17 protein-coding genes and 1 riboswitch are annotated in these 16,595 nt (G+C 63.6%); of the genes, 7 read left to right on the top strand and 10 right to left on the bottom strand.

Annotated features, from left to right (window positions below; genetic code table 11):
• Nucleotides 1-146: 146 nt before the first annotated feature.
• Nucleotides 147-363, bottom strand: a riboswitch (cobalamin riboswitch).
• Nucleotides 364-385: 22 nt separating this feature from the next.
• The 6 genes from H3H51_RS08915 to ttcA all read right to left on the bottom strand — a co-directional run bounded on the left by H3H51_RS08915 (nucleotide 386) and on the right by ttcA (nucleotide 4,743).
• Nucleotides 386-1,048, bottom strand: coding sequence for an O-methyltransferase (locus H3H51_RS08915; RefSeq protein ID WP_183088684.1), 663 nt, complete (start codon nucleotides 1,046-1,048; stop codon nucleotides 386-388).
• Nucleotides 1,045-1,563, bottom strand: coding sequence for a C40 family peptidase (locus H3H51_RS08910; protein WP_183088683.1), 519 nt, complete (start codon nucleotides 1,561-1,563; stop codon nucleotides 1,045-1,047). The genes H3H51_RS08915 and H3H51_RS08910 overlap by 4 nt, the downstream gene beginning before the upstream one ends.
• Nucleotides 1,564-1,637: 74 nt before the next feature.
• The gene (locus H3H51_RS08905) at nucleotides 1,638-2,261 is read right to left on the bottom strand and encodes a C40 family peptidase (protein WP_183088682.1); all 624 of its coding nucleotides are present in this window, start codon (nucleotides 2,259-2,261) and stop codon (nucleotides 1,638-1,640) included.
• Nucleotides 2,262-2,330: 69 nt separating this feature from the next.
• Nucleotides 2,331-3,098, bottom strand: a complete 768-nt coding sequence (locus H3H51_RS08900) for an NAD-dependent deacylase (RefSeq protein WP_328803641.1) — start codon at nucleotides 3,096-3,098, stop codon at nucleotides 2,331-2,333.
• An 88-nt stretch (nucleotides 3,099-3,186) separates the two neighbouring features.
• Nucleotides 3,187-3,858, bottom strand: coding sequence for a DNA-3-methyladenine glycosylase I (locus H3H51_RS08895; protein WP_183088680.1), 672 nt, complete (start codon nucleotides 3,856-3,858; stop codon nucleotides 3,187-3,189).
• A 57-nt stretch (nucleotides 3,859-3,915) separates the two neighbouring features.
• Nucleotides 3,916-4,743 (bottom strand): tRNA 2-thiocytidine(32) synthetase TtcA, encoded by an 828-nt coding sequence (gene ttcA, locus H3H51_RS08890; RefSeq protein WP_183088679.1) that lies wholly within the window; start codon nucleotides 4,741-4,743, stop codon nucleotides 3,916-3,918.
• Nucleotides 4,744-4,828: 85 nt separating this feature from the next.
• Between ttcA and H3H51_RS08885 the strand changes: the two genes are divergently transcribed.
• From H3H51_RS08885 to H3H51_RS08870, 4 genes are all read left to right on the top strand, one after another.
• Nucleotides 4,829-5,419 carry a DNA-J related domain-containing protein gene (locus H3H51_RS08885; protein WP_183088678.1) on the top strand — a complete coding sequence of 197 codons (591 nt, stop codon included), beginning with the start codon at nucleotides 4,829-4,831 and terminating at the stop codon, nucleotides 5,417-5,419.
• Between the two features lie 166 nt (nucleotides 5,420-5,585).
• Nucleotides 5,586-6,185: a Yip1 family protein gene (locus tag H3H51_RS08880; RefSeq protein ID WP_183088677.1), complete on the top strand. Its 600-nt coding sequence runs from the start codon at nucleotides 5,586-5,588 to the stop codon at nucleotides 6,183-6,185.
• 160 nt (nucleotides 6,186-6,345) lie between these two features.
• A complete protein-coding gene (locus tag H3H51_RS08875) occupies nucleotides 6,346-7,020 on the top strand; it encodes a Yip1 family protein (protein ID WP_183088676.1) in 675 nt (224 codons plus the stop codon).
• A gap of 68 nt (nucleotides 7,021-7,088) precedes the next feature.
• Complete coding sequence (locus H3H51_RS08870; protein ID WP_183088675.1) at nucleotides 7,089-7,583, top strand: SprT family zinc-dependent metalloprotease; 495 nt, start codon at nucleotides 7,089-7,091, stop codon at nucleotides 7,581-7,583.
• Nucleotides 7,584-7,612: 29 nt separating this feature from the next.
• Here the strand turns inward: H3H51_RS08870 and H3H51_RS08865 are convergent, their stop codons facing one another.
• From H3H51_RS08865 to H3H51_RS08855, 3 genes are all read right to left on the bottom strand, one after another.
• Nucleotides 7,613-8,794 carry a CaiB/BaiF CoA transferase family protein gene (locus H3H51_RS08865; protein WP_183088674.1) on the bottom strand — a complete coding sequence of 394 codons (1,182 nt, stop codon included), beginning with the start codon at nucleotides 8,792-8,794 and terminating at the stop codon, nucleotides 7,613-7,615.
• A 42-nt stretch (nucleotides 8,795-8,836) separates the two neighbouring features.
• Nucleotides 8,837-10,474 (bottom strand): AMP-binding protein, encoded by a 1,638-nt coding sequence (locus H3H51_RS08860; protein WP_183088673.1) that lies wholly within the window; start codon nucleotides 10,472-10,474, stop codon nucleotides 8,837-8,839.
• A gap of 269 nt (nucleotides 10,475-10,743) precedes the next feature.
• The gene (locus tag H3H51_RS08855; protein WP_183088672.1) at nucleotides 10,744-11,661 is read right to left on the bottom strand and encodes a LysR family transcriptional regulator; all 918 of its coding nucleotides are present in this window, start codon (nucleotides 11,659-11,661) and stop codon (nucleotides 10,744-10,746) included.
• Between the two features lie 107 nt (nucleotides 11,662-11,768).
• Between H3H51_RS08855 and H3H51_RS08850 the strand changes: the two genes are divergently transcribed.
• From H3H51_RS08850 to H3H51_RS08840, 3 genes are all read left to right on the top strand, one after another.
• The gene (locus tag H3H51_RS08850) at nucleotides 11,769-13,535 is read left to right on the top strand and encodes an amidohydrolase (RefSeq protein WP_183088671.1); all 1,767 of its coding nucleotides are present in this window, start codon (nucleotides 11,769-11,771) and stop codon (nucleotides 13,533-13,535) included.
• Between the two features lie 99 nt (nucleotides 13,536-13,634).
• A complete protein-coding gene (locus H3H51_RS08845) occupies nucleotides 13,635-14,381 on the top strand; it encodes a TorF family putative porin (RefSeq protein ID WP_183088670.1) in 747 nt (248 codons plus the stop codon).
• A 196-nt stretch (nucleotides 14,382-14,577) separates the two neighbouring features.
• Nucleotides 14,578-15,480 carry a DMT family transporter gene (locus H3H51_RS08840; protein ID WP_183088669.1) on the top strand — a complete coding sequence of 301 codons (903 nt, stop codon included), beginning with the start codon at nucleotides 14,578-14,580 and terminating at the stop codon, nucleotides 15,478-15,480.
• Between the two features lie 105 nt (nucleotides 15,481-15,585).
• Here the strand turns inward: H3H51_RS08840 and cysK are convergent, their stop codons facing one another.
• Nucleotides 15,586-16,560 carry a cysteine synthase A gene (cysK, locus tag H3H51_RS08835; protein WP_183088668.1) on the bottom strand — a complete coding sequence of 325 codons (975 nt, stop codon included), beginning with the start codon at nucleotides 16,558-16,560 and terminating at the stop codon, nucleotides 15,586-15,588.
• Nucleotides 16,561-16,595 lie beyond the last annotated feature (35 nt).

Raw genomic sequence — 16,595 nt, 5'->3', positions numbered from 1 at the left:
CGGGCTCCTCATCGGGCCGTGCTGCGCGCAGCGCAGGCGTCGCACGCCAGACCAGGGCCAGGCACACGGACAGAAACAGAGGCAGAGGAAGGACAAACAGGATGGCGGCGGACACAGGCCCACCCACCCGCAGAGCCCTCCGCACTGCCGTGGATTGTATTCAGGCCGGTCTCCGGGCTTGTGAGCGGAGCTTTTGGCTCCCCAGTCGCGCCTTCCCATGCCAAGCACAGTGGCTGAATGCGACCTTGAACTCACCTACCGTTGCGGGGGCAGCGCCGGATTCTTCGCGAACGAATGGACCGGCTTCCCTGTTTCACCCCATGGACGCATTGCGTCGGGGGTACCTGTAACAAGGCGCGCAGGTTAGAAGGTTGGCAATGGAGCGTCAACGCTTGCGGCAGATGGTCAGGCCGTCGCCCAGCGGTAGCATCGACAGCTCGACGCGCTGATCGCGCTTGAGCGTGCGATTGAGCGCCTGGATCGCCCGGGTATCGGCGCTGTCCGGGTTCTGTTCAAGCACCCGGCCGCTCCACAGCACGTTGTCGAACAGGATCAAACCGCCCTTGCGCACCAGCACCAGCGCATGTTCGAGATAGATCGGGTAGTTGGCCTTGTCGGCATCGATGAAGATCAGGTCGAAGCTCTCGCCCTGCCCGCCCCGCTCCAAGGTGCTGAGGGTTTCCAAGGCGGGTGCCAGGCGCAGGTCGATACGTTCCAGCAGTCCCGCCTCATACCAGTAGCGCCGGGCGATGGCGTTGTAGTCGCCGGACAGGTCACAGCAGATCAGCTGACCATCCGCCGGCATCGCCTGGGCCAGGCAGATCGCGCTGTAGCCCGTGTAGGTCCCGATTTCGAGGATGCGCCGGGCACCCGTGAGCTGTACCAGCAGCGCCATGAACTGGCCCTGCTCGGGCGCGATCTGCCAGCGCGCCGTGGGCAGCTGCGCGGTTTCATCACGCAGGCGCTTGAGCAGCGGCGTCTCGCGCAGGGAAACATCCAACAGGTACTGATACAGGTTGTCGTCGAGATTGAGGCTGCGCTGGGTCACGGTGTCTGCGCCAGGTGGTCAGCCCTCAGCACGCGTTTGGCCGAGAGGAAGCTCTTCTGCCAGTAAGTCGCATCCAGGCTGTCCAGGCGCACCGTGCCGCCACTGGACGGCGCATGCACGAAGCGCCCCTCGCCGACGTAGATGCCGGCATGGCTGACCGTGCCGCCGCCGTTGGTGGCGAAGAACACCAGGTCGCCGCTCTGCAGGGCATTACGGCCGATGCTGGGCACGCGCAGGCCAATCATCTCGCGGGTCGAGCGCGGTAGCTGAATGCCCGCCGAGTTGCGGTAGACGTAGCCGATCAGACCGCTGCAATCGAAACCGCTGTCCGGGGTGTTGCCGCCATAGCGATACGGCGTGCCCACTAGGCCGATGGCGCTGATCAGCACATCATCGGCGCTGCCATCACTGACAACGGGAAAGGGATTGGTGGGTTCTGGAGCGGGAGAGTGGCCGGCGCATGCGGTGAGCAACGCGGCGAGGGCTAGCAGGGCGAAGCGAGCCGTGTATGGCATGGGCGGGCGATCCTGGCCGGAATGCGCCCTACTCTGCCCAGCCTGCGCCACGGGCGCAAGGCCCGCGGAAGGAATTAGCGGTGCAGCGGATTGCTTTGCTGATCGTCCTGTTGCGGCGCCATGGCCAGCGCGCGCTTGGCTTCCATGTAGCTGCGGCTCCAGTAGCTGTCGTCCAGGCTGTCGACCCGTACGCCACCGCTGCGGCTGCTGCTGGAATGGATGAACTGGTCATCGCCCAGGTAGATCCCAGCATGACTGACGCGGCCACGGCCACGGTTGTTGAAGAAGATGATGTCGCCCGGTTCCAGCTCGTTGCGCGAAACCAACGGCGCGTCGAGGTTGATCAACTCACGGGTCGAGCGTGGCAGTTGCATGCCCGCTTCTTCCTTGTAGAGGAAGCCGACAAAACCGCTGCAGTCGAAACCAGTGTTCACCGAGGTGCCGCCCATGCGGTAGCGGGTACCGATCAGGGACAGACCGTGGGCCAGGATGTTGTCCGCCAGGACGGGCAGCTCGTAGGGCTTGTCCTTGGCGAAGTCCGGGAGCTGCTCGTCACCGAGGTACTCGACCGGAGTGGGTTCCTGTTGCAGATCGACCTCGGCGAGATCGACTTGAGACTGCGGTGTCGGGCTGGTGGCACAAGCCGCCAACAGGACTGTAAGTGCAATGGGCACGAGGGGTGCGAAGCGCTTTAGCATGGGCACGACCGTGTTTGTCTGGTTTTTATAAGGGGGCGACTATGCCGTCTGAAGGCTGAGATTGCAAATTCAATGCCCGTAAATGTGACTTAGTAGTTCCGGAAAAACATCTAACGCCCTTCCCGACAAGCGGACGTCGACCCGGCTGCTGAGATCGGTCAGTGCAGGGTTCACTTCCACAGTTAAACCCCCGTTCCTGCGGGCTTGCGCCACCGGCTCGACGATATAGGGGAAGCTCGCCGTGGTGCCCACCGCCAGCACCACATCAAAGCCTTCGCGCACCTGGTCATAAAGCCGACCAATGGCATCTTCCGGCAGCATTTCCTCGAACAGCACCACCGGTGGGCGCAGGATGCCCCCGCATTGGGCGCAACGCGGCGGCAACGGGCGCAGCAGGTGCGCCGCCAACTCAGAGTCTTCAGCGCCGCAAGACTGGCAGTACAGCGGCGCCAACTCGCCATGGATCTCGATCAGACGCTCCACCGGCGAGCCGGCCTGGCGGTGATAGCCGTCGATGTTCTGTGTCAGTACCCAGCAGCCGGGTTTACGCCGCTGCAGTTCTGCGATGGCCGCGTGCCCGGCATTCGGCTGCGCGCCCAGGCAGGCCTTGCCCAGTTCGGCCAGGTACTTCCAGCACAACGCCGGATCACGCTGCAGCATCGGCCCGGACAGTGCCGCTTCGATCGGCAAACCTTCCGCCGTCAGGCCGTTGTACAGGCCGCCAAGGCCACGGTAAGTCGGCAGGCCGGAGTCGGCCGACAGTCCGGCGCCGGTGATGATCAGGATGCGCTCGGCCTGCTGGATGGCCTGGGCGACCTTGAGGATGTCGCTGCTCACGCCTGAATCTCCGTAGGAGCGAGCTCTGCTCGCGAATGGATCCATGCACCGCCGCTTCGCGAGCAGAGCTCGCTCCTACCGGGCTGCGTTAGTGATTGACCGTATGCGCCAGCATCACCGACAGCTGGCACAGCGGCCGGCCGCTCTGTTGGTGCCAATGGTTGAACGCAACCTGCACGGCCGCCAGGTCCTTGAGGCTGGTGGGTGCCTTGTCGATGATTTCCTGGGCCTTGAGCGCGGCGACCATGTCGTCGGTGGGAATAAAGGTGTCCTTGCCGATCATCCGCAGCAAGCGCGGCGCAGACAGACCACCAAGCTGGCTGCCGTGTTTGGCCAGGTACTTCCACAGGCCGACGATATCGGTCACCGGCCAGTCGGCGATCAAGGCGCCGAAGCTGCCCTTGTCCTTCTGCACATCCAGCACGAACTGCGCGTTGCGCGGCACACTCTTGAGCTTGCCCAGGTGGCGAATGATGCGGGCGTCCTGCATCAGCCGCTCGAGGTGCTCGGCGCTCATCAGTGCGACCTTCTCGGGAACGAAGCCGAAGAACACTTCTTCGAATGCCAGCCACTTGGCGTCCACCAGGCTGTGCTTGAGGCCGGCACGGAATACTCGCAGGGCAATCAGCGACAAGTAGCGGTCATCGCTCAGACTGCGCAGCGCGGCGTCGCTCTTGACCTGCGGCAGGCGGGCTTCCAGGGCGGCAGCCGAACCGAAACGGTTCAAGCAATACTCATGGAGCCATTGGTAGTCACGCATGCACGGTCCTTATCAATACGCCCTGCCCGGCCATTGGCACGAGCAAGGCAAACGGGATCAGAGGCTCATCACGTCGAGGAAGCGCGGCGTGGCGCTGTCGTCGATCTTCAGGCTCTGAAAGTCGAACAAATCGCGGTCGGCCAGTTGCGAGGGCACCACGTTCTGCAGGGCACGGAACATGATCTCGGTACGCCCCGGCGACTTGCGCTCCCATTCCAGCAGCATCTCCTTGACCACCTGGCGCTGCAGGTTTTCCTGCGAGCCACAGAGGTTGCACGGGATGATCGGGAACTCCTTGAGTTCGGAATAGGCCTCGATGTCCTTCTCGCTGCAGTAGGCCAACGGGCGGATCACCACGTTGCGACCGTCGTCGGAGAGCAGCTTGGGCGGCATGGCCTTCAGCGTGCCGCCGTAGAACATGTTGAGGAAGAAGGTTTCCAGGATGTCGTCGCGGTGGTGACCAAGGGCCATCTTGGTCGCGCCGATTTCGTCAGCGTAGGTATACAGGGTGCCGCGGCGCAGGCGCGAGCACAGCGAGCAGGTGGTCTTGCCTTCCGGGATCTTCTCCTTGACCACCGAGTAGGTGTCCTTCTCGATCACGTGGTACTGCACGCCGATCGACTCCAGGTAGGCCGGCAATATGTGCTCGGGGAAGCCTGGCTGCTTCTGGTCCATGTTCACCGCGACGATCTCGAACTGGATCGGCGCGACCTTCTGCAGGTACAGGAGGATGTCGAGCATGGTGTAGCTGTCTTTGCCGCCGGACAGGCAGACCATCACCTTGTCGCCGTTCTCGATCATGTTGAAGTCGGTGACGGCTTCGCCGGCCAGGCGGCGCAGGCGCTTCTGCAGTTTGTTCTGGTTGACCGAAAGGCTGGAAGACATGGTGCTTGGAAATCCGGTGAAGGGCGAAAAGCTGGCTATTTTACGCACAAAGCCGGCGCGCGGCAGCCCGTGATAGGCTCTTTGGATGAACGACCTCAACCCCGCCCTCGACCTTGCCGAGCAATTGCATGAACTGCTGCGCGAAGCGCCCGCCGGCATCAGCGAATTTCACCTGATCCAGCAGCTCAAGGCCCGCCACTCCACGCATATCCCGCATCTGGAGCTGGCCGACAAGCTGGTGCTGTTCCGCACTCACTTCCTGTTATTCAACGCCCTGTATGTGTTGCGCGATCGCCTCTGGCAGCAACAGAGCGCGCACCTGGAAATCGGCCCGCTGTGCGTGCAGCTGCAACTCTGGCGCCCCGGCAGCAATGCCCTGGCCGAACACGATCCGTTGCGTGACTACTATCTCAATCTGCAACATTTGCGCGAGACCACCGAAGACGATGTGGAAAAGCTGCTGGCCAGCTTCTGGACCCGCATGCAGGGCGGCGATGAGAAACGCGCCGCCCTCGAACTCTTCGAGCTGAACGGCGACCAGCCGCTCAATCTCGCCACCATCAAGCTGCGCTACCGGCAACTGGTGAGCCAGCACCACCCGGATCGGGGCGGCAGCACCAGCCGCCTGCAATCGATCAACCTGGCCATGGAAATACTGCAGCGTTATTACGGATAAGCTGTAGAGAGCAATTCGCTCTAAAGCCACGGCTCACGCGGGCTCCAGCCTTCTCCTATACTGCGGCATACGGTCGCAGTGATTCGGCCTGCACCCGGCCCCGCTGACCATGCGGGCCGGGCGTTACGCTCGGGGGCGATCGACAATAACAAGAGGAGGTGTCTGCATGATCCACCACGTTTGGGGGCTCTTCACCCATCCCGATCAAGAGTGGCAGGAAATCCGTGGCGAGGAGGAATCCATCAGCCACATGTACCTGACCCACGTTCTGATTCTCGCGGCAATCCCTGCGCTCTGCGCCTTCTTTGGCACCACGGAAGTGGGCTGGAGGATCGGCGACGGCGAGGCGGTGAAACTCACCGCCAGCAGTGCATTGCAAATGACCATCATGTCCTACCTGGCGATGCTAGCCGGCATTGCCGTGATGGGCGCGTTCATCCACTGGATGGCCCGTACCTACGACTCCAGCCCGACCCTGACCCAGTGCGTGGTGTTCGCGGCCTATACCGCCACTCCGCTGTTCATCGGCGGCCTTTCAGCGCTCTATCCGAGCCTGTGGCTGGCCATGTTCGTCGGTACCGCGGCGATCTGTTACACGGTTTACCTGCTCTACGCCGGTATCCCGACCTTCATGAACATCCCGCAGGACGAAGGCTTCATGTTCTCCAGTTCGATCCTGGCCGTAGGCCTGGTGGTGCTGGTGGCGATGATTGCCACTTCGGTCATCCTGTGGGGCATGGGTGTAGGTCCCGTCTACACCAGCTGAATTTCCCGGCCTGCCGCCCTTTATGAAGCCGCCAATTGGCGGCTTTTTTATGCCTGAAGGGAAAATAACCTGAACCCCATGCCCGCAACCCCGCCTCTAAATGTGAAGCCGGCGCAGCTACGTCGCCCGATACCGCTTTTGCATAGAGAGGAGAATTGCCATGGCTCCGCACTTCGTGACCCTGTTTACCCGACCGGACGATGCCTGGCACCAGATCCGCTCGGAAGAAGAGCACAACAGCGCCCACTACCTCGGCCACCTGTTCCTGCTCGCCCTGATCCCGGCCGTCAGCCTGTTCATTGGAACGACAGAAGTCGGCTGGAGCCTGGCGGAGAATGAACAGGTTACCCTCGACACCCGCAGTGCCCTGCTGCTCAGCATCACGGTGTATCTCACCGGCCTGCTCGGCACGTTAATCATGGGCGGATTCATTCGCTGGCTGTCGCGTACCTTCGATGCCCGCCCGACGTTCAACCAGTGCATAGGCTTCGCCGCCTACACCGCCACACCGCTGTTTCTCTCCGGGCTCGCCGCCCTTTATCCCAGCCGCTGGCTAGCCGTAGCCGTGCTAGGGGCGGCCTGTGCGTACTCGACTTTTCTGCTGTTCGTTGGCCTGCCGACATTCATGCGCCTGCGCCAGGAGCAAGCCATGGTCTATTCCGGCTCCGTGTGGGCAATCGGCGTGCTGGTACTGGTTACCCTGCTTGTTTCGGCGATTCTGCACTGGCAGTTCTATATGCAGCCGACCTATAAACGCACGCCTAGTGCCGACCAGAGCTACCCGACGCACGAGGAACGACCTTCGGTTGAGCGGCAGCAGGAACAACGTGAGTGATACGACCAGCGGTGCGTTTGGCCGGCCCGGTGAATGCGGCATAATCTGCCGCTTCCCGGAGGAGCCGAATGCCCGAGTTGCTCAATACCCGTGTCGAAGCCTGCTACCAACTGGCGGAAGACTTCTTCAAACGCCGTTTCCCCCGTCCCGAAGTCAGCTTCAAGCTGCGCGGGCAGAAAGCCGGGGTGGCGCATCTGACCGAAAACCTGCTGCGCTTCAACCCCAAGCTGTACGCGGAAAATCGCGAGCACTTCCTCAAGCAGACAGTGGCCCACGAAGTGGCGCACCTGATCGCCCACCAGATGTTCGGCGGGCGCATTCAGCCCCACGGCGAGGAATGGCAGTTGATCATGCGTGGCGTCTACGAGCTGCCGCCGGATCGCTGCCACACCTATGACGTGGGCCGGCGCAAGAGCACGCGCTTCCTATACCTGTGCCAGTGCCCAAGCGGCGAGTTCCCCTTCTCCGCCCAGCGTCATCGCCTGGTAGCCCAGGGCCGTCGCTATTTCTGCCGGCGCTGCCGCGCCACCCTGGTATTCAGCGGCGAACAACGCGTCGAGTAAACCCGCGCTCGCTCCTACAGGCCTCGGCGCTAGCCCAGCGCCTTGCTGGCCTTCAACTCGGCAATCTGCGCCTCGCTGAAACCCAGCTCACCCAACACCTCGACACTGTGAGCCCCCACGGCTGAACCAACATGCCGCGGCGGCTCCACCCCATCTGAGAAGCGGATCGGGCAAGCGATCTGCGCCTGCGCCGGGCGGCCTTCGCGCGGCACGTCAGTGACCACGCCACGGGCCTTGAGCTGCGGGTGCTGCACGGCTTCAGCCAGGCTGAGCACCGGTTCGATACAGGCATCCACCGCCGCGAAGCGCTGCTGCCATTCGGTCAGATCGTGCTTCTCGATCTCGATCTCGATCTCGCGCTTGAGCGCCGCCTGCTCCTCCGGCTTCGGCGAAAGACCCCGCGCTGCCAGCTCCGGGCGCCCGATCACCGCGCAGAACTGCTGCATGAACTGCGGCTCCAGGCTGCCCACCGACAGCCAGCGGCCATCGCGGGTGCGGTAGTAGTCGTAGAAACTGCCGCCATTGAGCACCTGGTTCTCCATACCCGGTTCCACCCCGGCAGCCAGGTAACCGGCCCCGGCCATACCGTGCAGGCTGAACGCACAGTCGGTCATGCTGATGTCCACGTGCTGCCCCAGGCCTGTGCTCTGTCGGGCGATCACCGCGGCCAGCAAGCCGATTACCCCATGCAGGGAGCCCCCCGCGATATCCGCCAGTTGCACGCCCAGTGGTAACGGACCGCTGTCGCGGCGACCGGTGTAGCTGGCCACACCGGCCAGGGCCAGGTAATTGAGGTCATGCCCGGCGCGGTCCTTGTACGGCCCGGTCTGCCCGTAGCCGGTAATGGAGACGTAGATCAGTCGCGGGTTGATCGCCTTGAGCGCCTCGTAGCCGAGGCCGAGTTTTTCCATCACCCCAGGACGGAACTGCTCCAGCACGATGTCGTACTGCGCCACCAGCTTGTGCACCACCTCCAGCGACTCTGGACGCTTGAGATCGAGGGCGATGGAGCGCTTGTTGCGGTTGAGGTAGGCATGACTGGCCGACACCCCATCGACATGCGGTGGCAGCACACGCACCAGATCCATGCGCGTCGGCGACTCGACCCGCAGCACCTCGGCGCCCATGTCGGCAAGCAGCAACGAGGCGAACGGCCCCGGCAGCAGGGTAGAAAAGTCGAGAACCTTAAGTGAGGACAACGGGCCTTTCATTCATACACCTCTTCTAAGTCGACGAATCCGGCAAGTGCTATTTCAATCTTCCCAGTGCAGCGACTGACCGGCTGGCAAGGTGCCGATCAATTCGGCATAGCGGCTTTCCAGGACATTGCGACGGATCTTCATGGTCGGCGTCATGCAGCCGTTGTCCACCGTCCAGGCCTCGCGCACCAGCACCAGATGGCTCAGTCGTTCATGCGCCTGCAACTCGCCATTGAGCTGAGCCAGGCTGGCCTGCAGGTCCGCAGCGATTCGCTCGCGGGGCTGGGCGCGGGCGGCCGGAGACAGTTCGATCAGCGCCAACGGCTGGTCGAGGTTGCTGCCCATCAGGCAGACCTGCTCGACCCAAGTGTTCTTGGCGATCTCGCCCTCGATCGGCGCCGGCGCCACGTACTTGCCCTTGCTGGTCTTGAAGATGTCCTTGACCCGCCCGGTGATGCGCAGGTAACCGTCGCCATCCACCTCGCCCTTGTCGCCGGTGTGCAGCCAGCCATCGGCCAGGGCCTGAGTGGTGAGCTCCGGCTCGCGGTAATAGCCCTGCATCAGGGTCGGGCCACGGAACAGCACTTCGCCGTTGTCGGCGATGCGCAGCTCCAGGCTCGGCATCGGCCGGCCAACGCTGCCGAAGCGCACCTGCCCTGGCCGATTGAAGGTGCCGTAGGCAAAGTTTTCGGTCATGCCGTAGCCCTCGCAGATCACCAGGCCAAGGCGTCGATACCACTCCAGCAGCCCCGGCGAAATCGCCGCCGCGCCGGAGACCAGAATACGTGCCCGATCCAGCCCCAGGCCGCGCTTGATCTTGCGCGCCAGCAGCCCGCCCAACAGCGGAATACGCAGCAACAGGTCGAGTTTGCGTTGCGGCAAGCGCTCCAGCACGCCCTGCTGGAAGCGCGTCCACAGCCGCGGCACGGAGAAGAACACCGTCGGGCGGATGTGCTGCAGATCGCTGGCGAAGGTCTCCAGCGACTCGACAAAGGCCACCTGGGCGCCGCTGTACAGGCTGTTCATCTCCACCAGGAAGCGCTCGGCGGCATGGGATAGCGGCAGGAAGGAAAAGAACTGGTCCGCCTCACCGATGCGCAACTCCGCGCACGAGCTGGCGGCGGCGCAAGCCATTGCCTGGGCGGAGAGCATCACGCCCTTGGGCTGGCCGGTAGTGCCGGAGGTATAGAGGATGCTCAGCAGTTCATCCGCCTGCTGCACGTGCGGCGACTGCAGCGGTGTGTGGGCCTGCAATTCGTGCCACTGGTAATCCGCACGCAGGGTCGGATACGGCATGGCGATGCGCAGCACCTGCGGACCGATGCCGGCCTCGAGCTTGGCCGGCTCATCCAGCTTGCCGAGGATGATCGCCTTGCAGGCCGCATGTTCCAGCACATAGGCGATGCTCTCCGCCGACTGCAACGGATAGAGCGGCACGCTGACCAGCCCGGCCATCATGATCGCCAGGTCGCTGATCAACCATTCCGCACAATTCTTCGCCAGCAATGCCACGCGATCGCCCGGCGCGCAGCCCAGGCTCTGCAGTGCCGTGGCCAGGCGCCGTGCCTGGTCGTCGACTTGCTGCCAGGTGAAGTCATGCCAGGCTCCGGACACGGGTTGGCGCAGCCAGACGCGGTCGGGGCACTGGGCAACCCAGTGGTGGAAACGTTGCAACGGCAGTTGTTCGGTCATGCGGGGCTCTCGTTCTTGTTATGGGGGCGTAGAGCTGCAGCTTGAAAGTACGTCGTGCATTGTTGTGGGGAGCCAGGCTTTCGATGGTGCATCGCGGCCTCAACGCCTTGGGCGGGTCCTTAACGGCACTGGCCTCAGCCATCCGTTGCTGCCGTGCTGAACGACAGGGCGCAACTCCCTCTCTGGCGACCCCGTCAGGTTAGGCAGCCCTCCGCCGCGTCTCAATGACCCAAGCGCTCGGCGCCATTGACCCAATCGCCCAGCGCGCGTCAGGCAATACGGTTATCGCGCAGGAAGGCCTGGAGGTAGTCGATGAATGCCACCACCTTGCCCGTGGCACGGCGGTAGCTGGGGTACACCGCGAGAATGTGCGGGCCGAAGGCATCCGGGTCGATCTGGTAGTCGGCCATCACCTGCACCAGCCGGCCATCTGCCAGGTACGGCGCAGCGCTCCACAACGGCGTGTGCAGCACCCCGCCGCCAGCCAGGGCCGCGGCCAGCAGCAGGTCATAGTTATCGCTCTCCAGGCGCGGCACGCGCGGATGCGGCAAACCGATGCGCTGGCCATCGCGCTCCACCCACCAGATGCCGCGATCCAATGCCGGGTGCTGGTACATCAACCAGTCGTGCTCGTTGATCGTCTCCGGGCCCAGCGGCAGCGGCTGCCGCGCCAGGTAAGCCGGGCTGACGCACAGGGCAATGCGGTTCTGCCCCACCACCCGGGCGATCAGCCCCGGCATATCGCTGCGGCCTTCGCGCAGAGCCAGGTCATAGCCGCTTTCCACCAGATCGACGAACGAGTCGTTCAAATCCACGCGCAACTTGATCTGCGGGTAGTGGGCCAGAAAGCCGGCACACACTTCATCGAGAAAGGCACGCCCGTAAGCCAGCGGCGCGGTGATGCGCAGGTTGCCGTGCAGGCCATGCTGCAACTGGCCGATTTCCTCGCTCACCTCATGCAGGCGCTGCAACACCTGGCGCGCGGTTTCCAGGTAGAGCTTGCCGGCCTCGGTGAGCACCGTGCGCCGGGTGCTGCGCTCGAACAGGCGCGAGCCGAGTTCGGCTTCAAGATGGCTGACTGCCTTGGTCAGTGCTGAGGGCGTCTTGCCCAACTGCTCGGCCGCACGACTGAAACTGCCGTGCTCAGCCGTGGCGACAAACATGTTCAGGGCACCGAGCTTGTCCATTGCAATCTTTCCAATCAGGCAAAAGGGTTTTGCGCAGCGTGACCGTTCTGCCAGCTCAGCACAATCGCTAGTCTCGCCCCCAGATCAATAAAAACAAGGGGCTCATAATGAAAAAGTTCATCCCGAACCTGTTGGCAACAGCAATCGCTTTTTCCTCAATGGAAGCCATGGCCGCCGCCGATCTGGTGCTGATCAATGGCAAGGTGTTCACCGCCGAAACCGGCCAAGCGTTGCAGCAGGCGGTAGCGGTCGAAGACGGCAAGATCCTCAAGGTCGGTAGCAATGCCGAGATCAAGGCACTCGCCGACACCTCCACCCAGGTGGTCGACCTGGCCGGCAAGGTGCTCATGCCGGGGATGATCGACGCACACAGCCACCCGATCATGGGCGCCCTCGACAGCATGGGCTCCACCCTGCTGGATGAAGTCAAACCGCTGCCCGAGCTGGAGCAGTGGATCCTGGCCGAAGACAAGGCCGGGCGTGCGCGCCGCGCCGATGTGATCAGCATTGCCGGGGTCAGCTCGGCGTACTGGGAGAAGAGCCGCGAGCTCGGTCAGCTGTTCAATCAGGGCCGCTGGGCCGCGCAGCCGCTGGTGCTTAATGGCATCGACGGGCATACCGGCTGGGCCAACAACGCCATGCTCAAGCGCCTGAAGATCGACGCCACGCTGGTCAAGAGCCTGCCGGAGAAAGAGCGCAACTACATTGGCCATGAGGCCGATTTCACCCCCACCGGCTACCTTGCCGAAAACGGCTGGGACCGCGTGCGCAGCCAGCTGCCGGAAGTCAGCGAAGAAACCATGCTGGAAGCCACCCGCCAGGCGGTGAAGATCAACAACCAGGTCGGCATCACCGCCTGGATGGACGCCGCCTCCAACGCCGGCAGCGAAGATTCGGTGTTCGAGCTGCGTCCGACCGAGCAGAGCGTCGGCGTACTACCGCTCTACCGCAAGCTGGCGGAGCTGGGTGAGCTGAATGTCCACGTCGCCGCCCTGCTGATCGCCTACCCGCAAAGCAAGCCGGCCGACCTGGAGGCCCAGGCCAAGGTCATGCAGCAGTTCAAGGGCGTGCCCAACCTGACCTTCCCCGGCCTGAAGATCTTTGCCGACGGCATCCTCGAATTCCCCGGGCAAAGCGCCGCCGTGCTGGAGCCGTACAAGAACAGCCAGAAGAAAGGCGAACTGCTGATCGACCCGGCGAACTTCGGCAAGCTGGTTGCTGCAGCGGAACAGCGCAACTGGATCATGCATGTGCATGCAGTTGGCGACCGCGCCGTGCGGGAAGCACTGAATGGCTTTGAGTATGCCCGCACGCTCAACCCGAAACCGATGGCGCACAGCATCGGCCATATCCAGCTGATCGACCCGCAGGACTTCCCGCGCTTCAAGCAGCTCGGCGTGATTGCCGACATGCAGCTGCTCTGGGCCACTGCCGAGTCCTACACCGAGGAGCTGGTCAAGCCGTACATCAATGCATCCGCCTACCGCTACATGTACCCCGCGCAATCCCTGCACAAGGCCGGCGCGGTGATTGCCGGTGGCAGCGACTGGCCGGTATCGAGCCCCAACCCGTGGAATGCAATCGCCCAGGCCAGCACCCGCGAAGGCCCGCTCGGCGTGCTCAACAGCACCGAGAGCATCGACCGCGAGAGCATGTTTCTGGCCTACACCATCAACGCCGCCAAGGCCCTGCGCCTGGAGCAGCAAATCGGCTCGCTGGCGCCCGGCAAACAGGCCGACCTGATCGTCCTCGACCGCGACGTGTTTACGGTCAACGACGCCGAGCTGTTCGACACCCAGGTGCTGCAGACCTACTTCGCTGGCAAGCCGGTGTACCAGGCCTCCGCTACCCCTGACGTCGCCCAAGCACAATAACAACAACCCGCCGCCTGCCTGTCTGCGCCTGTTCCCTGGGCGCAGCGGCCGGCTGTGCCTGCATCACTGCCGAACAACAACCACAACTAAGGCTCTTCCATGCGCACACCTCAACGCCTCGCCCTGGCCATCGCCGCCCTGACCTGCAGCCTGCAGGCCAGCGCCATCGAACTGAACGACCAGTTTTCCCTGATCATCACCCCCGCACTGACCAGCGATTTCCGCACCAACGGTATCTCACAGACCCTGGGCGACCCCGCCGCCCAGCTCAACGTGATGCTCAGCCATGTCAGTGGCGCCTACCTCGGCGCCTGGACCAGCAACGTCGAATACGGCTACGACTGGGAAAACGACGACGACTACGGTACCCGCCAGGAAGTCGATTACTACGCCGGCTACTACTGGCAGATCACCGATGACGTCAGCCTGGACGGTTACTACAACAAGTTCACCTACCCGGGTGAAAGCCAGTTCAATGGCGCCGACATCTACCTGACCCTGAACGCCTACAGCTTCTTCATCGGCGGCAAGCACTCGGCCGGCTCCGATGAAACCCAGTTCACCAGCTACGTCGGCTACCGCACCGAGCTGCCGCTGGAGTTCGGCCTGGAGCTGCGCTATGAGAACGTCGACCAGAAGGACGACGTGTTCTTCAATGCCGACTACACCAAGGCCAGCCAGGATTACAACGACTGGGAGGTCAAGCTGACCCGCGAGCTGTTCGGCGCCAGCTGGAGCCTGAGCTACGTTGACACCGACCTGTCGGATGCCGAGTGCGCCAGCTTCAGCGGTTATGACGACCTCTGCTCTGCCGGTGCGATCGCCAGCGTCAGCAAGACGTTCTAACGGTTTGCCACGCGTCAGGCGGGTGAGCCTCAGTGGAGCTCACCCCGCTCTGCCGCGCGCCAACACCACGCTGTGTTCAGGCCCGGCGCGGCAGTCCTGTCACAGCCAACTGTATGGTCGATTTGAAAGTCAGCTGCGGATTGCGTCACCCGGCGGGTAGCGTAATCTGACGCCCTGTTTACTGCCGTGCTGCCCTATGAAACCCGCCGACCTGCTACGCCTGCTGCTACTCGCCGCCATCTGGGGCGCCAGCTTCCTGTTCATGCGCATCGTCGTACCGGTGCTGGGCAGCCTGCCTACCGCCTTCTTCCGCGCCAGCCTCGGTGCCCTCGGCCTGCTGGCCATTCTTCTGGTGCTGCGCCCGATGTGGGACTTTCGCGGCAAGTTCAAGGCCTGCCTGGTGCTCGGCATGATCAACGCCGGTCTGCCCTCGGTGATGTACTGCCTGGCCGCCGTGGTGCTGCCGGCCGGCTACTCCTCCATTTTCAACGCCACCACGCCCTTGATGGGGGTGCTGATCGGCGCGCTGTTCTTCAGTGAGTCCATGACTCCGAGCAAGGCCGCCGGTGTCGCCATCGGCCTGTTTGGCGTGGCGGTGTTGACCCGCACCGGCCCGGTGGCCTTTGACCTGCCGCTGCTGCTGGGCGCCGCAGCCTGCCTGGTGGCGACCATCTGCTATGGCTTCGCCGGCTTCCTGACACGTAGCTGGATCGGCCCGCTGGGGCTGGATAACCGCCTGGTCGCTTTTGCCAGCCTGGTTGGCGCCAGCCTGTTCCAGCTGCCACTGCTGGCCGGCAGCCTGGCCTGGAAGATGCCAACTAACTGGGGCGGTACTGAGGTGTGGCTGTCGCTGGTCGCCCTGGGCCTGGTCTGCACGGCCTACGCCTATGTCCTGTACTTCCGCCTGCTGACCGATATCGGCCCGATCAAGGCCTCCACCACCACCTTCCTGATTCCACCCTTCGGCGTACTGTGGGGCGCGCTGCTGCTGGATGAGCCACTGAGTTGGGCCTACCTGCCGGGTTGCCTGTTGATCGGCGTGGCGCTGTGGCTGGTAGTACGCCCGAGCAGCCCGGCACCCGCCCCGGCCAAGGCCTGAGCCCGGGAAAAAGCCGCCCTCAGGCGGCTTTCGTGCATTCGTAGCCCGGACTTCAGTCCGGGGGCATCTCCCCGGACTGAAGTCCGGGCTACGGCTAAAACCCTTCTATTGCTGCAGCTCGCTCTCGGTGAACAGGTCACTGAACAACATGCTCGACAGGTAGCGCTCGCCGGAGTCCGGCAGGATCACCACGATGGTCTTGCCCTGCATCTCCGGTTTCTCGGCCATGCGCACCGCCGCCGCCATCGCCGCGCCGCAGGAAATCCCGCAGAGAATGCCCTCCTCCTGCATCAGCCGCAGGGCCATGGCCTTGGCTTCGTCGTCGCTGACCAGCTCGACGCGGTCGACGATGGACAGGTCGAGGTTGTTCGGCACGAAGCCGGCGCCGATGCCCTGGATCTTGTGCGGGCTGGGCTTGACCTCGTCGCCGGCCATGGTTTGGCTGATCACCGGCGAACCGATGGGCTCAACCGCCACCGACAAGATCGGCTTGTGCCGGGTGTTCTTGATGTAGCGCGAAATACCGGTGATGGTGCCCCCGGTGCCGACGCCCGCAACCAGCACGTCCACCGCACCGTCGGTGTCGTTCCAGATTTCCGGGCCGGTGGTTTTCTCGTGGATCGCCGGGTTGGCCGGGTTGTCGAACTGCTGCGGCTGGAAGTACTTGGCCGGATCGGCACTGGCAATCTCGTTGGCCTTCTCAATGGCGCCCTTCATGCCCTTGGCTGGCTCGGTCAGCACCAGTTCGGCACCCAGTGCCTTGAGCACCTTGCGCCGCTCCAGGCTCATCGACGCCGGCATGGTCAGAATCAGCTTGTAGCCACGCGCGGCAGCGACAAAGGCCAGGCCGATGCCGGTGTTACCGGAGGTCGGCTCGACCAGGGTCATGCCCGGTTTGAGCACGCCGCGCGCCTCGGCATCCCAGATCATGTTGGCGCCGATCCGGCATTTGACCGAGTAGCCCGGGTTGCGCCCTTCGGTCTTGGCCAGGATGGTCACGCCCTTGGGGCCCAGGCGGTTGATCTGCACCAGCGGCGTGTTGCCGATGGATTGCGCGTTGTCTGCGTAGATGCGGCTCATGGCGTGGTGTCCTTGTCGATACACGAGCCCGTCAG

It is taken from the genome of Aquipseudomonas ullengensis (genome assembly GCF_014174475.1).
Lineage (GTDB): Bacteria > Pseudomonadota > Gammaproteobacteria > Pseudomonadales > Pseudomonadaceae > Aquipseudomonas > Aquipseudomonas ullengensis.
This window is presented reverse-complemented; position numbering and strand designations above follow the sequence as displayed.

Excerpts from the sequence above, each read along its gene's own strand:
- H3H51_RS08895 (WP_183088680.1), bottom strand. The coding sequence starts at position 3,858 with ATGCGTGACTACCAATGGCTCCATGAGTATTGCTTGAACCGTTTCGGT.
- H3H51_RS08850 (WP_183088671.1), top strand. The coding sequence starts at position 11,769 with ATGAAAAAGTTCATCCCGAACCTGTTGGCAACAGCAATCGCTTTTTCC.
- H3H51_RS08845 (WP_183088670.1), top strand. The coding sequence starts at position 13,635 with ATGCGCACACCTCAACGCCTCGCCCTGGCCATCGCCGCCCTGACCTGC.
- H3H51_RS08855 (WP_183088672.1), bottom strand. The coding sequence starts at position 11,661 with ATGGACAAGCTCGGTGCCCTGAACATGTTTGTCGCCACGGCTGAGCAC.
- H3H51_RS08870 (WP_183088675.1), top strand. The coding sequence starts at position 7,089 with ATGCCCGAGTTGCTCAATACCCGTGTCGAAGCCTGCTACCAACTGGCG.
- cysK (WP_183088668.1), bottom strand. The coding sequence starts at position 16,560 with ATGAGCCGCATCTACGCAGACAACGCGCAATCCATCGGCAACACGCCG.
- ttcA (WP_183088679.1), bottom strand. The coding sequence starts at position 4,743 with ATGTCTTCCAGCCTTTCGGTCAACCAGAACAAACTGCAGAAGCGCCTG.
- H3H51_RS08880 (WP_183088677.1), top strand. The coding sequence starts at position 5,586 with ATGATCCACCACGTTTGGGGGCTCTTCACCCATCCCGATCAAGAGTGG.
- H3H51_RS08905 (WP_183088682.1), bottom strand. The coding sequence starts at position 2,261 with ATGCTAAAGCGCTTCGCACCCCTCGTGCCCATTGCACTTACAGTCCTG.
- H3H51_RS08885 (WP_183088678.1), top strand. The coding sequence starts at position 4,829 with ATGAACGACCTCAACCCCGCCCTCGACCTTGCCGAGCAATTGCATGAA.
- H3H51_RS08860 (WP_183088673.1), bottom strand. The coding sequence starts at position 10,474 with ATGACCGAACAACTGCCGTTGCAACGTTTCCACCACTGGGTTGCCCAG.
- H3H51_RS08865 (WP_183088674.1), bottom strand. The coding sequence starts at position 8,794 with ATGAAAGGCCCGTTGTCCTCACTTAAGGTTCTCGACTTTTCTACCCTG.
- H3H51_RS08910 (WP_183088683.1), bottom strand. The coding sequence starts at position 1,563 with ATGCCATACACGGCTCGCTTCGCCCTGCTAGCCCTCGCCGCGTTGCTC.
- H3H51_RS08840 (WP_183088669.1), top strand. The coding sequence starts at position 14,578 with ATGAAACCCGCCGACCTGCTACGCCTGCTGCTACTCGCCGCCATCTGG.
- H3H51_RS08875 (WP_183088676.1), top strand. The coding sequence starts at position 6,346 with ATGGCTCCGCACTTCGTGACCCTGTTTACCCGACCGGACGATGCCTGG.